Below are 14,499 nucleotides of genomic sequence, written 5' to 3'. Positions count from 1 at the left end.
AGACAAGACCCGATCCAGCGCTGCGCGGACTGATTTTTCTAGGTGTAGTACTGGACCGACAGCCGCCGCTGGCGTTCCCCAGCCGGCGCGCTGGGGTATAGTGCGCGCCCTGCGTGACCCCTTGAGGAAGCCCTGTCGTGAATACCCTGTTGCTGCTGTGCCGTACCGGATTCGAAGGCGAGGTCTGCGCCGAACTCGGCGAGCGGGCGGCGCTGCTCGGCGTGGGCGGCTACGCCAAGGGCAAGCCGGGTGCGGCCTATGCGGAATTCGTCTGTGGCGACGCCGAGGGTGCCGCCCGGTTGATGCAGAACATCACCTTCGGCGAGCTGATCTTCCCTCGTCAGTGGTCCCGTGGCGCCTTTCTCAGCCTGCCCGAGCAGGACCGCATCGGTCCGCTGCTGGAGCTGCTGGCGGGCTATCCCGTCTGCGGCAGCCTGGCCTTGGAGATGCCCGATACCAATGACGGTAAGGCGCTCTCCACCTTCTGCAAGAAATTCGAACGTCCCCTGACCCTGGCGCTGCGCAAAGCTGGCCGCCTGGTAGACGATGCGCGGGCGCCGCGTCTGCAGCTGACCTTTCTCAGTGGCCGCGAAGTCTTCGTCGGCGTGGTCGAGCCGGACAACGCCGCGCTCTGGCCCATGGGCATCCCACGGCTGAAGTTTCCTCGCGAGGCCCCCAGTCGCTCGACGCTCAAGCTGGAAGAAGCCTGGCACCAGTTCATTCCCCGCGCCGAATGGGAGACCCGTCTGGCGCCGGAGATGCGCGCCGTGGACCTGGGCGCAGCGCCTGGTGGCTGGACCTGGCAGTTGGTGGCCCGCGAGATGCTGGTGACGGCGGTGGACAATGGTCCGATGAACGAGACGCTGATGGACAGCGGCCTGGTGGAGCACCTGCAGGTCGACGGCTATGCCTATGTTCCCAAGCGCCCGGTGGACTGGATGGTCTGCGACATCGTCGAGAAGCCCGCGCGCACCGCGGCGCTGATCGAGCGTTGGATCGGCGAGGGCCACTGCCGCGAGGCGATGGTCAATCTCAAGTTGCCGATGAAGCAGCGCTATCGCGAAGTGGCCGGCATCCTCGAACGCCTGCACGCCCATTTCGCCGATCGCGGTCAGCGTATCGCCATCGGCTGCAAGCAGCTGTATCACGACCGCGAGGAAGTGACCTGTCATCTGCGCCGGCTGGATCGGAAACCCTAGGCCGCCATCAGGCTCTGAATGCAGATCGCTGTAACCGTCCTATCCCTGGAGACCCCATGACCCTCGAAGCCGATACCACCCTCGATGCCAGCGGGCTCAATTGCCCGGAGCCGGTGATGATGCTGCACAACAAGGTGCGCGACATCGCCCCCGGCGCCCTGCTCAAGGTCATCGCCACCGACCCCTCCACGCAGCGCGACATCCCCAAGTTCTGCGTCTTCCTCGGTCATGAACTGGTGGAAAAGAGCGAAGGGGACGGGCGTTATCTGTACTGGATTCGCAAGAAGGTGGAGTGAGGGTTGCGCGAAAGCTCGCTTGGATATTGTGAATTGGCTCACAATAAGTGATCTAGCAAGCAAGGAAGCCTTTTTATGAAAGCCAGGATGCTGGGTGTTGTCTCGCTCATTCTCGCGGGGTGCACGTCGGTACAGGTCCAGCCCGTCGCCGTACGCCCAGATTTGGTATGTATCCAGGAGAATCCTGCGGTTTGGGTGAAGGACTTTCTCCCCGTGGTCCGGGCCGGCTTTGCTCGGCACAGTGTGCCTACCGAGAGCTATACGCAGGTGCCACGCGAGTGCCCATACGTTCTTGAGTACACCGCGCGGCAAACCTGGGACGGCGTGCCTTACTTATCAGCTGCCGGGCTGACCCTGCGTGACGCCAGTGGGCGCCTGGTGGGTCAGGCTGACTATCACCTGCGGGGTAAGGGTGGTTTCTCCCTTATGAAGTGGCAGGGGACCGCAACAAAGATCAATCCGGTGGTAGATGAGCTCTTGGGTCAGATGCCTCCCGCACCTGTCACCAGACCGACCCCGAGTGCTGTCCCTACCTCCGCAGCTGCCGGGCTGACCTTTGAAGACGAATTGGCTGCGCTTCAGGCAAAAAACCTCAGCTATCAGGACTACAGCAATCAGTACCGTGCGCTTCGGCAGCGCTATGGTCTGGATCGCTGACTTCAATGTGGAGCCCGTAACGTTGGGCTTCGCTTACGCTCAGCCCACCTACGACGCGTAGCCAAGGCCCCACCGCACGGGGGTGGCTTTCGTAGGTTGGGTTGAGATGGCTCCATTGTCGAAGCCCAACAGGACGATGCCCGTCACCCCGTAACGTGTAAAACCGCGCAGCGTTTTCCACCGTCGAGCCCCGAACCCGTGGACAAGGGCATGCCGTTGTCCAGCCTACGCTCAGGCAGCACCCAAGCCTTTGACCACGCCCAGCAGATGCTCCCCTAGCCGGCGATGCTGGTCCGCCTCGAAATGCACGCCGTCCACTGGGCTTACCTGAATGATTTCCCCGGCATCGACGAAGGTCGCGCCCTGGGCTTCGGCTACCTGGCGATAGCGTGCGGCCAGTTGGCGAGACTTGGCCGCGCCGCCGGCGAAGATCTCGCCGAGAAAGCCCACTTCCTCGATGGGCGCCGGGGCCATGACGATGAGCCTGGGCGTAGCGCCGTCCGGGCCGGCATTGCAGCGCTTGATCTCTTCCAGCAGCACCTGCAGGGCACTGGCGATGTCCGCGGGCGTCACCGACAGCCGTGCCTTGAGGTCGTTGGTACCCAGCATCAGCAGCAGGACATCCACGGGCAGCTGGCTTTCCAGGCAGGGCCGGAGATAGGTGAGGCCATTCTTGTGGTGGCCGTCGATGGGGTCGTCATGCACCGTGGTCCGCGCCGGCAGGCCTTCTTCGATCACCCGCCAGTCGCGGCCCAGGCCGCGGGCCAGGACGCCGGTCCAGCGTTCGTCCCAGCCGAAGCGCTCGAGTACGCCGGGCTGGGTCAGCGGCCCGGGTGCCGTGGGTGTTGGAGTCGCCATAGCAGAGCAGGGTACGCAGGGGCATGTCAGGACCTCGCCAGGACAGAGTGACGTCCACCCTAGAGGCTTTTCCGCGGCGCCGCGAGAACCGACGGTCGTGGCAGCGACCTCAGCCTTCGCTCGGCGCTTCGCTGCCCCGCGTCGCCTGGTCCAGTGGCGAACCGCCTACCTCGTAGCGCACGTTCATGCGTGGCGAGGCCAGTTCGATGCCGGCGTCGTCCAGGTGGCGCTTGAGTTTGAGGTTGAAGGCGCGCGAGACCTCCCACTGCTTGATCGGCGCAGTCTTGAAACGGAATCTCAGGATGGCCATGCCGGAATCGAAGCTCTCCACCCCCTGCAGCTCCAGCGGTGACCAGATGTCCCGGCCCATCAGCGGGTCCTGGCGCAGCGAGCGGCCGACTTCCTGGACCATCTCGATGGCCTTGTCCACCGACAGTGCCTGGGGGATCGGCAGGCGGAAGATGGCGTAGCCGAACTGCCGCGAGTAGTTCTGGATGCTCTTGATCTCGCTGAAGGGGATGGTGTGGACGATGCCGTCGATATCCCTCAACCGCACGGTGCGGATGGTCAGGCCCTCCACGGTGCCCAGGTGGTTGCCGACGTCGACATAGTCGCCAATGGCCAGGGAGTCCTCGATGATGATGAACAGCCCGGTAATGAGGTCGGCTACCAGGCTTTGAGCGCCGAAGCCCACCGCCAGGCCGATGACGCCGGCACCGGCCAGCAGCGGGGTGACGTTCACGCCCATGTTGGCCAGGGCGACGATCAGGGCGATGACGAAGATGGTCAGGAACAGCACGTTGCGGATCAGCGGCAACATGGTCTGGGCGCGGGCGTTGTTGGGGCTGACGCGGTGCAGATTGAGGCCGCGGTGGATGGCGGTGTCGGCCAGGATCCACACCAGCCAGGCCAGCAGCAGGGTGCCGCCCAGGCCAAAGAACTTGCTGGCGACCGCATGGCCGTCGCCCTGGCTGAATCTCAGCAGCGAGAGATTCCAGGCGCGCAGGGCCAGCTCGATGCCTACCAGCCAGATGACGATGCCCAGCACCAGCACGAAGAAGGCGCGCAGCCGTTCGGCATAGGCTTCCTGGATGCGTCCACTGGGCCGGCGGCGCAGCAGCCGCGCCCGTACCAACGCATTCAGGCCCAGGGCGGCGCCCATGGTCACGGCGAACAGCAGCGCGCGACGCAGGGCGTCGCTGGTGTCGCCGGCGGAGACGAAGGTGGCCACCACCGATACCGCCACCAGGATCAGCAGCGGCAGGTGCCAGAGCCGGGCGATCAGGTGGCGCACGCCCTGCAGGCCACGCAGGGCCTGCCGTTTGGCCAGCGGCTGGTTGCGGATCAGGTGGGCGATGGGGCGGCGGAATCTCAAGGCGAACTGGGCGGTGAGCAGCGCCGCGCAGATATTGGCCCCGATGGCGATGACGGCGGCCAGGTGGGGCCCTAGGGTCTCGGCCAGGTGCGGATCGCTGGCTGCGCCGCCGAGGGCGGCCAGGCTGCCGATGATCCACAGGGGACGGAAGGCGCGTCGGCGCAGGATCAGCAGGGCGCGGTTGCGATGGGCGCCGCTGGGCAGGGAGCAGATCACCACCACCGTGGCGGCGAACAGCGGGCCGGTGACGGCGGCATAGGCCAGGGCAACGGCCACCGTCTTGCCCAGCGAATCCGGCAGCCACAGGGACACCACCAGGGTCAGAATGAAGGCCAGCAGCCAGGGCGCCAGCTTGCGCAGGGCGAAACGCACCAGATCCAGGGTCCGCGGCTGGAGCGGCAACTCCTCCGCCAGTCCGAATCTCACCCGCAGGCGGTGACTGATGCTTTTCAAGCCCAGGGCGCAGCCGGCCCAGAAGGCCAGGGTGATGACGAAGCCGGAGAGCAGGTTGAGGCGCTGCTCGGGCGCCGGTGCCAGCGCGGCCAGTTCGGCACCGGCCTGCTCCAGCTGGTACTGCCAGCGTTGGCGCAGGTTGTCGCGCTGCAGCTGTTGCTCGACCACCGTCATGGTGTCGGTGATCAGCCCGATCACGCCCTGGGAAGCACTGGGTTCGGCCTTGGCCTGGGCCGCCTGCAGTTTCTTGAGATCCGCCAGCAGGCGATTGCGCTGCTGCTCGCTTTCCAGGGTCTTGATGACCTGGTCCAGGGACTGACCGAATTGCGGATCGACCTGGTCCTTCTGGGTGCCCGGCAGCCCCGGCAGGGCGGCCTGGACCGGGCCGATGAGCAGAAAGCAGAGGCAGAGGAGTTGTAGCAGGCGAAAGATCATCGAAGCCGCACGCTCACGAAAGAGGGAAACCCTCGTCCCGGTCGGCAGGGCAGCCGTCCGCGACGAGGTGGCCAGTGTAGCAAGGGCAGCGCGCTAGGCGCTGTGGATGCGTCGACGGGCGCTGCGGGCCAGGCGCACCGACAGCAGGATGGCCGCGCAGGTCAGACCCAGCACCAGCCCCTGCCACAGCCCGGCTGGGCCACGCGGTGCCCCGAACCAGTCGCTCAGGCCCAGCGCCCAGCCCACCGGCAAGCCCACGCCCCAGTAGGCCAGCAGGGTAATGACCATGGTCGCCCGGGTATCCTGATAGCCGCGCAGGGCGCCGGCGGCGGTGACCTGGATGGCGTCGGAGAATTGGAAGATACCGGCGAACACCAGCAGCGAGGCCGCCAGCTGGATCACCGCCAGGTCCTGGGAGTAGAGGCCGGCGATGAAGGTGCGCGCGGTCAGCATCAGGGTGCAGGAGACGCAGGCGCAGAGCAGCCCGGCTGCCATGCCGACGCCGGCGGCGAAACGGGCCTCGCGCGGCTCGCCGCGCCCCAGCGCCTGGCCGACGCGGACGGTCACCGCCATGCCCAGCGCCAGGGGCACCATGAACACCAGGCCGGAGAAATTCAGCGCCACCTGGTGCCCGGCGACCACGGTCGGCCCCAGCTCGCCGATCAGCAGGGCCACCACGGAAAAGATGCTGGATTCGGCGAACACCGCGATGCCGATGGGTACGCCGATGGCCAGCAGGGCGCGCAGCGTCGGCCCGTGCGGTCGCTCGAAGCGCGCGAAGAGGGCGCAGGCGCGATAGCGCTCGGTGCGGATGATCGCCAGCATGGCCAGCAGCATCGCCCACATCACCGTGCCCGAGGCGAAGCCGCACCCAGCACCGCCCAGGGCCGGCAGCCCCAGGTGCCCATGGATGAAGATCCAGTTCAGCGGCACGTTCAGCGCCAGACCGGCGATGCCCACCAGCATCGCCGGCCGGGTGCGCCCGAGGCCGTCGCTGAAGCAGCGCAGCACATAGTAGAAGGCGGTGGCGGGCAGGCCCATGGCGATGCCCTTGAGATAGAGCAGGGTCGGGCCGATCAGCTGGGCGTCGACATGCATGGCCACCAGCAGGGGCCGGGCGTTGAGCAGCAGCAGGCTGGCGATGAGGCCGCAGCCCAGGGCCAGCCACAACGCCTGGCGCACCAGCGGACCGATCTCCTGGCTGCGGCCGCCGCCGTGGCGCTCGGCCACCTTGGGCGTGGTCGCCAGCAGGATGCCGGTCATCAGCAGGAACACCGGAATCCACACGGAGTTGCCCAGGGCGACGGCGGCGAGGTCCAGCGGGCCGACGCGACCGGCCATGACGGCGTCGACGAAGCCCATGGCCGAATGGGAGAGCTGGGCGATGACGATGGGCGCGGCCAGGGAGAGCAGGGCGCCGAATTCGCGTCTGATACGAGGTAGAGAGGAGGTCACTTGAGCGGTCGGTCAGCTTCGGGGCCAATAGTCTAGACCTCATGGCCGCCGTGGCAAGCCTCGTGGCGACCGTTGCCTGGTGCGAATGGCCTGCTAAAGTGCCGATCCCCGCCCTTGCGAGTGCCCGGCCATGCACATCCTTGCCGACGAAAACATACCGCTGCTGGACGCCTTTTTCGGACCCCATGCGACCCTCGAACGCCTTTCCGGCCGCGCCTTCGATCGCGAAGCCGTGCGCCGCGCCGATGCGCTACTGGTGCGCTCCATCACCCGCATCGATGAGACGCTGCTGGCACGTTCGAAGGTCGGCTTCGTCGGCACCTGCACCATAGGCACCGATCATCTCGATCTCGGCTATCTGCAGCAGGCGGGCATCCGCTGGAGCAATGCCCCCGGCTGCAATGCCCGTGGGGTGGTGGACTGGGTGCTTGGCGCGCTGTTGGCGCTGGCCGATGGCGCCGGTACGGACCTGGCGCAGCGTACCTATGGCATCGTCGGCGCCGGTCAGGTCGGCGGCCGCCTCGCCAAGGTGCTGCGCGGACTGGGCTGGAAGGTACTGGTCTGCGATCCGCCGCGTCAGGCGACTGAGCAGGGCGACTTCCACAGCCTGGATGAGCTGATCGCGCGGTGTGACGTGGTCTGTCTGCACACCCCGCTGGTCCGTGATGGCGAACAGCGCACCCTGCACCTGTTCGATGCGACGCGCCTGGCGAGATTGCGTCCGGGCAGCTGGCTGCTCAATGCTTGCCGGGGCGAGGTAGTCGACAACGCCGCGCTGCGTGCGCATCTGGCCGGTGGCGCCGAGCTGAAGGTGGCCTTGGATGTCTGGGAAGGCGAGCCAGGTATCGATCCTGAACTGGCCCGTCTCTGTCAGCTGGTGACGCCCCATATCGCCGGGCACAGCCTGGAAGGCAAGTGGCGCGGCACCGCGCAGATCTATGAGGCGTTCTGCGCCTGGGCGGGAGAGACGCCACGGTTGAGTCTGGGCGAGCTGTTGCCACCGCAGCAGCTAAAGCGCCTGGTGTTCAGCGGAGATGCGCCCGAGGCGACGGCCTTCAAGCGTGTCTGTCGCGCGGTCTACGATCCGCGCGACGACGATGCGGCGCTACGCGCGACCCTCGGCCTGCCGGCCCTGGCGCGCGCCCAGGCGTTCGACGCCCTGCGCAAGGGCTATCCCATGCGTCGGGAGATTCCGGGGCTGCTGCTCGAAGGGGCGGGCGTGGCTCGGCTGGCGAGTGCCCTGGGCTGCGACTGGCGACATGGCGACGACTCCGAAAGCGGCGGTGTCGCTTAGGACCGAGGCGGAGCGGAAGCGTTCAGGCAGGACAGCGGCTCCCCGCCAGTCGGCCTGGATGGCCGAGAGACGGGACGCGCGAAATCAGTGATATTCGCAGAGGTAGGCAGTGTCTTCCGCGACCTTGAGCTGGAACTTGGCGTTGGCCGGCACGGTGAACTGGCTGCCCGCAGCGAAGGTTTCCCAGCTCTCGCTGCCCGGCAGCTTGACGGTCAGGGCGCCGGCCACCACGTGCATGATCTCCAGCTGGCTGGTGCCGAATTCGTATTCGCCAGGGGCCATGACGCCGAGGGTAGCCGGCTTGGACTTGAGGCTGAAGGCGATGGATTTGACGGTGCCGTCGAAGTATTCGTTGACCTTGAACATCGGATTTCCTTGTGCGAGAGCGGTTAGAAGCGTCCGCGAGTATGCCCAAGGCCGTCCCCGGCTGTCACCGGTCCACACCGCGACTAGCGGGCGAAGGCGGGCAGGCTGGCCGGCAGCAGCTTGGCGGTATTGCGCGCATCGGTCTCGGCACGGTGCAGCACCCCGGTAAAGGCCAGCCCCGCCGACTCCAACGCGGCGGTGAGACCCAGCGGGCGCGCCAGACCGCGGGCCTTGGCGAAGGCCTGTTTGAGATTGCGGTGCGGTACCCGCGCCAGATGGGTGTGCAGATCATGCTCGCGCCAGGCGCGCTCCAGCAGGCGGCGGTCGAAATCGCCCCAGCTGCACCAGCCGGCCAGGGTGGTTTCATAGGCGCCCAGCCAGCGCTCGAAGCCCAGCCAGGTGCCCGCCAGAGGCTCGGCGCCATCGACATCCGCCTGGCTGATGTGGGTGAGGTCGCGGCAAAAGGGCGTCAGCAGCGGCAGGCGCTCGGGCTGGACGAAGCTCTGGTAGCGATCCAGCTCCTGCCCCTCGGCGTTCACCATCACCGCGCCGATCTCGATGATTTCCATCAACTCCAGCGGCCAGCCGCCTTCGTCGGTGGTCGCCTCCAGGTCCAGCACCAGCCAATGCTTCATCGTCACGCCCTCGGGCCAGCCGCCCCGCTCATCGCAGATATGACGGCCGAAAAATCTCTGGGTTGCGTAGCATCGTGCGAATGAATGTTACATTCATGACTCGATAGCGACATCTGGTCACGATTTGCTTGTGAGGCTCCAGCCTTGCTTTTAAGCTTCAAGCCTCTTCTCCAGCGAGTTTCACCATGGAATGCCGTCCGGGCTGTGGCGCCTGTTGCATCGCGCCGTCGATCTCCTCACCGCTGCCACGCATGCCCCAGGGCAAGCCTTCCGGCGTGCGCTGCGCCCACCTGGACAGTACCAATCGCTGCGATCTGTTCGGCTCTCCGCTGCGCCCGGCGGTGTGCGGCGGCTTCCGGGCCGAGCTGGCCTTCTGCGGCAGCAACAGCGCCGAGGCCATGGCCAACCTCTTGCGGCTGGAGGGTGAAACCGCCGCCTGATCCGGTTCTGAACTGCGCTCTCCAACAATCACAACAACAAGGGACGTCCCATGCACAAGCCGCTTCGCTCCATCTTCGCCCTGACCCTGCTCGCCGCCACTGGTCTGGCCCAGGCCGAAGACTGGCAACTCGCCAAGCAGGAAGACGGTATCCAGGTCTATACCCGCGCCGTCGCTGGCTCCAAGTACAAGGCCTATCGCGGCGTGGTCCAGATCAAGGCCGATCCAGCCACCATCGCCAAGCTGCAGGACGATCCGGTGGGCTCCTGCAAATGGATCTTCCGTTGCCAGTCGCTGCAGGTGCTCAAGCGCCAGGACAACCAGGCCTGGACCTACATGCGCATCGACATGCCCTGGCCGGTGACCGCGCGCGACGTGGTCTTGCATATCACCGAGCAGAAGACCCCCGACGGCGGCTTCACCCGCACCCTCGAAGGCCAGCCCGACTATCGTCCTGCCGCCGATGGCTATGTGCGAGTGGCGAGCTTCCAAGGCCAGTGGCGCGTGGTGCCGAGGAACGGTGGCTCGGAAGTGACCTACGAGGCCCAGAGCGAGCCCGGTGGCAGCGTGCCGTCCTGGCTGGCCAACAGTTTCGTGGTGGATGCCCCGCTCAACACCCTGAAGGGTCTGCGCCAGGCCGCGCAGCGCTGATCCGGCGTCTCTAGGCAAAAGGCCTGGTTCCCGTGGCGCCGGGCCTTTCTTATACCACCCCTATGCTGGATCTTGCCGGTCCATAGGTATTCCCTGGTAGCCCTTTTTAATACCACCCCTATAGCGCTGAAGCACAGGGGATTCACCTCTCTGCTTCAGCGGTGGTAATCAACGAGCCGGGTTGGCTGCCGAATGACTGCGTTTCTTGCGCCGCCAGCCGTCCACCAGGCGGAAGGCCAGCAAGGCGGCGCCGATGGTGGCGTAGATCGACCACTCTTCCAGGTCCGAGCGCACGATCCAGAGATAGTGCAAGAGCCCCAGGCCCAGCACCAGGTAGGCCAGCCGATGCAGTTCCTTCCAGCGCTTGCCCAGGCGGCGCATGGCGGGGCGGTTGGAAGTGACGGACAGGGTCAACAGGATCAGCAGGGCCGCGGCGCCGACGATGATGTAGGGCCGGCGCTGCAATTCCACCCCCAGTTGCGACAGGTCGAAGCCCAGGACGAAAGCCAGGTAGCCCAGGAAGTGCAACAGGGCGTAGGTGAAGGTCCAGAGCCCGAGCTGACGGCGGATCACCGGCCAGAGCTTCCAGCGGGTGAGGCGCGACAGCGGGGTCAGGGTGAGGGTCAGCAACAGCAGCACCAGGGCGCCGGTGCCCAGCTTGTCCACCAGTGCCTTGCCCGGATCCGGACCGAGGGCGAAGATCCAGGCCTGGTACAGCCACCACAGCGGCGGGCAGAGCGCGGCGATGAACACCGCGACCCGCCAGAGCAGCAAGCCCATCAGTAGTTTCTCCGCAGATCCATGCCGCTGTAGAGCGAAGCCACTTCCTCGCCATAGCCGTTGAACATCAGGGTCGGCCGCACGTTGGGGCTGAACAGGCCGCTGGGCAGGCGCCGTTCGCGGGCCTGGCTCCAGCGCGGGTGGTCCACTTCCGGATTGACGTTGGCATAGAAGCCGTACTCGTTGGGTGCCATGCCCTGCCAGGTGGTGCGCGGCTGTTCTTCCACCAGGCTGATCCGCACGATCGACTTGATGCCCTTGAAGCCGTATTTCCAGGGCACGATCAGGCGGAGCGGCGCGCCATTCTGGTTGGGCAGCACCCGACCGTACATGCCTACCGTCATCAGCGTCAGCGGATGCATGGCCTCGTCCAGGCGCAGGCCTTCGACATAGGGCCAGTCCAGCAGGGCGAAGCTGGAGTTCATGCCGGGCATGTGCTGCGGATCCTTGAGCGTCTCGAACCTCACGTAGCGGGCCTTGCCGGTGGGCTCGACGCGCTTGAGCAGGCTGGCCAGCGGAAAGCCCAGCCAGGGAATGACCATGGACCAGGCCTCGACGCATCTCATGCGATAGATGCGCTCTTCCAGGGTTTCGGGGCCGAAGAGGTCTTCCAGGCCGTAGGTGCCTGGCTTGCCCACCTCGCCGTCGACCACCACGCTCCAGGGCTGGGTCGGCAGCTGGCCAGCATGGGCCGCGGGATCGCTCTTGTCCGGCCCGAATTCGTAGAAGTTGTTGTAGTGGGTGGCGTCCTTGAAGGGCGTGATGTCTTCGCCCTTGACCGTGGCCGCCTGCCAGCGGGTATCCGGCAGCTTGCGCTCGAACCAGTCCGGGCCCTTGGCGGCTTCGACGTCGCCGTAGCTGGACGCGGCGGCCAGGGCCCAGCCGGGCAGGGCGGCGCCGGCGAGCAGGGCGCCGCTGGTACCGAGCAACTGGCGCCGGGACAGGTAGACGGCTTCGGGAGTGATCTCCGACCCACGACAGGCAGAGCGCGGAACGATCTTGATCGGCATGACGGACCTCGATGGGGGCGCTCGACAGGGAGCGGCTGGCTAACAGCGTGAGACATCCCGGTCGTGAAAAGCTTCCCACGCCAACGATAGCCCGCCGTCCCGGTCCGGCGGAAGGCCGTTGCGCTCGGACGGGCGGGACGTTCAGGCCGTCGCCAGGCACCTTCGGGACCCCGTGCCATACTGCGGCGACCTCTCGCCCTCAGGAGTGCCCGATGAAGAAGCTGATCAATAGCCCCACCGCGGTGGTTCGCGAACTGCTCGAAGGTCTCGTCAGCCTGGATCCCGGCCTGGCCCTGCTGGCCGAGGAACAGGTCATCCTGCGCCAGCCCCTGGCCGCCGCCGAACGCCCGGTGGCGGTGATTTCCGGCGGGGGCAGCGGCCACGAGCCGGCCCATGCCGGCTACGTCGGGGACGGAATGCTGACCGCCGCGGTGGCTGGTGACGTCTTTACCTCGCCCAGCGTGGATGCCGTATTGGCCGCGATCCGGGCGGTCGCCGGTCCCGCCGGGGCGCTGCTGGTGGTCAAGAACTACACCGGTGATCGTCTCAACTTCGGCCTGGCCGCGGAACTGGCGCGCAGCGAGGGCATTCCGGTCGAGACGGTGCTGGTGGCCGACGACGCCGCCCTGCGCCATACCGTGGCTCCGGAGCGGCGCCGCGGCATCGCCGGCACCGTGCTGATCCACAAGCTTGCCGGCGCGGCGGCCGCAGCCGGTCGGCCGCTGGCGGAGGTGGCCAGCCTGGCCCACGCCGCGAGTGCCGAATTGCGCAGCATGGGTGTCGCCCTGGGCGCCTGCACGGTACCGGCGGTGGGGCACCCAGGCTTCCAGCTGGCGGAGGACGAGGTGGAGTGGGGCCTCGGCATCCATGGCGAGCAGGGCGTCGAGCGCGGCCCCTGGCTGGGCGCCGACGCCACCGTGGCGCGGCTGCTGGATACCCTCATCGAAGACGGCGGCTACGCCAGGGGGACGCGCCTGGCGCTGCTGGTCAATGGCCTGGGCGCGACGCCGCCGCTGGAACTCGCGCTGATGGCGCGGGCGGCACTGCTCCAGTTGCGTCAGCGCGGTCTGGTGGTGGCGCGGGCCTGGACCGGCATCTTTCTCAGCGCCCTGGACATGCCCGGCTGTTCGCTGTCGCTGCTACCGGTGGATGAGGCGCGCCTGGCGCTGCTCGATGCGCCGACCCTGGCCCGCGCCTGGCCGGGCTTCGGCCAGGTACCGGCTGCACCCACGCTGTTGCCCGCACCTGTAGCGGTAGCCGAAACAACCCCACGCACCCCTGGTCCCCTGGCCGAGCGCCTGCAGGGGGCGGCAGATGCGATCATCGCCAGCCTGCTGGCCAACGAAGCTCGCCTCACCGACCTGGACAGCCGCGCCGGGGATGGCGATCTCGGCACCAGCCTGGCCCGTGGCGCCGAAGCGCTGCGCGCCTTGCCAGCCAGCGCCTGGTACGCCCCGGCCAGTGCCCTGGCAGCCATGGGGCAGGCTCTGCGCCGCGCCATCGGCGGCAGCTCCGGACCCTTCTACGCCTGCGCCCTGGTCCGCGCCGCCCAGGTGCTGGACGGGGTGGAGCGACCCACGCTGGCTCAATGGGCCAAAGCGTTCGATGGCGGCGTCCAGGCCCTTGCCGAACTCGGCGGCGCCCAACCGGGCCAGCGCACCATGCTCGATGCCTTGCGACCGGCAGCGGATGCCCTGTCGGACGGTGCCCGGGCTGGTGCCAGCCCGGCGCAGGCCTTTGCCACGGCCCTCGCCGCCGCTCGCGAGGGCGCCGCGGCTACCGCCGAGATGCTGCCGGTCCAGGGTCGCGCCAGTTACCTGGGCGAACGGGCCCGCGGCATTCCCGATGGCGGTGCCGTGGCGGTGGTCTGCTGGCTGGAAGCCTTGGAACCCGTGATCGCCCGCTAGCGCGAGTCAGCGCCATGGACGGTCCCGCGGCGACCGGGCCAGCCATGGCGGCAGACCAGCGACAGCAGGGCGCCAACGAAGGCCAGGGCCATGTCCTTTTGCGCGTCCCAGGGATCGCCCTGGGCGCCGACGAAGGCTTCCGCGGCGTCGCCCGCCAGCAGATCGGCGCCCAGCCATTCCATCAATTCGTAACCGGCTGAGGAGGCCAGGATGAATTCCAGGGCCACATAGGCGCTCCGCCAGCCGCGCAGTCCGGTCAGGCCCTGGACCACTTCCCGAATTGGCCGGGCCAACAGCAGGCCATAGGCGAGGTGGACCAGCCGATCGTAGTGGTTGCGCTGCAGATCCAGGACCTCGGTCAGCCGGTAATCGGTCAGGGCCTGCCAGGCGTCGTCGTAGGGTACCCGGGAATAGGTGTAGTGGGCACCGATCTGGTGCAGCACCAGAAAGCCGAAGAGTTGCAGGCTGGCGCTGGCCGACAGCCGAAGCCGTCGCTGGACCAGGGCCACGCCCAGCACGGCGATGATCACCAGTAGCTGCTCGATCGTCCAGGTGAAACGGTCCAAGGGGGACCAGCCGAGCGCCAGGGTAAGGACGGCCAGGGTCAGCAGAAGAAGGAGTTGCAGACGGGAACAGCGGGTGGGGTTCAAACGCGAGAGCCTTGTCCGGAATGCGGAGCGTCGCGACGA

At 67.2% G+C, this 14,499-nt stretch carries 15 protein-coding genes; 7 read left to right on the top strand and 8 right to left on the bottom strand.

The features are described 5' to 3' along the window. Positions 1 to 137: 137 nt before the first annotated feature. From rlmM to LRS53_RS13005, 3 genes are all read left to right on the top strand, one after another. Complete coding sequence (gene rlmM / locus LRS53_RS13015) at positions 138 to 1,199, top strand: 23S rRNA (cytidine(2498)-2'-O)-methyltransferase RlmM (RefSeq protein WP_231356170.1); 1,062 nt, start codon at positions 138 to 140, stop codon at positions 1,197 to 1,199. A 56-nt stretch (positions 1,200 to 1,255) separates the two neighbouring features. After that, positions 1,256 to 1,495, top strand: a complete 240-nt coding sequence (tusA, locus tag LRS53_RS13010; RefSeq protein WP_231356169.1) for a sulfurtransferase TusA — start codon at positions 1,256 to 1,258, stop codon at positions 1,493 to 1,495. Between the two features lie 75 nt (positions 1,496 to 1,570). Then, positions 1,571 to 2,152 (top strand): Sbal_3080 family lipoprotein, encoded by a 582-nt coding sequence (locus tag LRS53_RS13005; protein ID WP_231356168.1) that lies wholly within the window; start codon positions 1,571 to 1,573, stop codon positions 2,150 to 2,152. Positions 2,153 to 2,383: 231 nt separating this feature from the next. Here LRS53_RS13005 and LRS53_RS13000 read toward each other — a convergent pair whose 3' ends face one another. The 3 genes from LRS53_RS13000 to LRS53_RS12990 all read right to left on the bottom strand — a co-directional run bounded on the left by LRS53_RS13000 (position 2,384) and on the right by LRS53_RS12990 (position 6,728). Further along, complete coding sequence (locus LRS53_RS13000; RefSeq protein ID WP_231356167.1) at positions 2,384 to 3,010, bottom strand: SGNH/GDSL hydrolase family protein; 627 nt, start codon at positions 3,008 to 3,010, stop codon at positions 2,384 to 2,386. 109 nt (positions 3,011 to 3,119) lie between these two features. Further along, complete coding sequence (locus LRS53_RS12995; RefSeq protein WP_231356166.1) at positions 3,120 to 5,273, bottom strand: mechanosensitive ion channel family protein; 2,154 nt, start codon at positions 5,271 to 5,273, stop codon at positions 3,120 to 3,122. Between the two features lie 93 nt (positions 5,274 to 5,366). After that, complete coding sequence (locus LRS53_RS12990) at positions 5,367 to 6,728, bottom strand: MATE family efflux transporter (protein ID WP_017639686.1); 1,362 nt, start codon at positions 6,726 to 6,728, stop codon at positions 5,367 to 5,369. Positions 6,729 to 6,858: 130 nt separating this feature from the next. Between LRS53_RS12990 and pdxB the strand changes: the two genes are divergently transcribed. Next, on the top strand, positions 6,859 to 8,022 hold the full coding sequence (pdxB, locus tag LRS53_RS12985; protein WP_231356165.1) for a 4-phosphoerythronate dehydrogenase PdxB: 1,164 nt from the start codon (positions 6,859 to 6,861) through the stop codon (positions 8,020 to 8,022). Positions 8,023 to 8,106: 84 nt separating this feature from the next. Here the strand turns inward: pdxB and ppnP are convergent, their stop codons facing one another. Then, positions 8,107 to 8,388: a pyrimidine/purine nucleoside phosphorylase gene (gene ppnP / locus LRS53_RS12980; protein WP_017641737.1), complete on the bottom strand. Its 282-nt coding sequence runs from the start codon at positions 8,386 to 8,388 to the stop codon at positions 8,107 to 8,109. An 83-nt stretch (positions 8,389 to 8,471) separates the two neighbouring features. Then, a complete protein-coding gene (locus tag LRS53_RS12975; protein ID WP_068383975.1) occupies positions 8,472 to 9,023 on the bottom strand; it encodes an exonuclease domain-containing protein in 552 nt (183 codons plus the stop codon). 185 nt (positions 9,024 to 9,208) lie between these two features. Between LRS53_RS12975 and LRS53_RS12970 the strand changes: the two genes are divergently transcribed. Both LRS53_RS12970 and LRS53_RS12965 read left to right on the top strand, forming a co-directional pair. Then, a complete protein-coding gene (locus LRS53_RS12970; protein WP_231356163.1) occupies positions 9,209 to 9,463 on the top strand; it encodes a YkgJ family cysteine cluster protein in 255 nt (84 codons plus the stop codon). 50 nt (positions 9,464 to 9,513) lie between these two features. Continuing rightward, the gene (locus LRS53_RS12965; protein WP_231356162.1) at positions 9,514 to 10,113 is read left to right on the top strand and encodes an START domain-containing protein; all 600 of its coding nucleotides are present in this window, start codon (positions 9,514 to 9,516) and stop codon (positions 10,111 to 10,113) included. Positions 10,114 to 10,281: 168 nt separating this feature from the next. On the opposite strand, the gene msrQ is transcribed toward LRS53_RS12965, so the two are convergent. Further along, positions 10,282 to 10,893, bottom strand: coding sequence for a protein-methionine-sulfoxide reductase heme-binding subunit MsrQ (msrQ, locus tag LRS53_RS12960; RefSeq protein ID WP_231356161.1), 612 nt, complete (start codon positions 10,891 to 10,893; stop codon positions 10,282 to 10,284). Then, a complete protein-coding gene (gene msrP, locus LRS53_RS12955) occupies positions 10,893 to 11,903 on the bottom strand; it encodes a protein-methionine-sulfoxide reductase catalytic subunit MsrP (protein ID WP_231356160.1) in 1,011 nt (336 codons plus the stop codon). The genes msrQ and msrP overlap by 1 nt, the downstream gene beginning before the upstream one ends. A gap of 212 nt (positions 11,904 to 12,115) precedes the next feature. Here msrP and LRS53_RS12950 point away from each other — a divergent pair, with 212 nt between their 5' ends. Then, positions 12,116 to 13,810 (top strand): dihydroxyacetone kinase family protein, encoded by a 1,695-nt coding sequence (locus LRS53_RS12950; RefSeq protein WP_231356159.1) that lies wholly within the window; start codon positions 12,116 to 12,118, stop codon positions 13,808 to 13,810. On the opposite strand, the gene LRS53_RS12945 is transcribed toward LRS53_RS12950, so the two are convergent. Continuing rightward, entirely contained in the window at positions 13,807 to 14,460 is a 654-nt protein-coding gene (locus tag LRS53_RS12945; RefSeq protein ID WP_231356158.1) for a DUF2238 domain-containing protein, read from the bottom strand. The two genes, LRS53_RS12950 and LRS53_RS12945, sit on opposite strands and share 4 nt — an antisense overlap. Positions 14,461 to 14,499: the final 39 nt, after the last annotated feature.

The organism is Pseudomonas sp. PLB05 (genome assembly GCF_021106615.1).
Classification (GTDB): Bacteria; Pseudomonadota; Gammaproteobacteria; order Pseudomonadales; family Pseudomonadaceae; genus Chryseomonas; species Chryseomonas benzopyrenica.
Note: the sequence above shows the minus strand (reverse complement) of the source record. Positions and strands in the feature narration are given on the sequence as shown.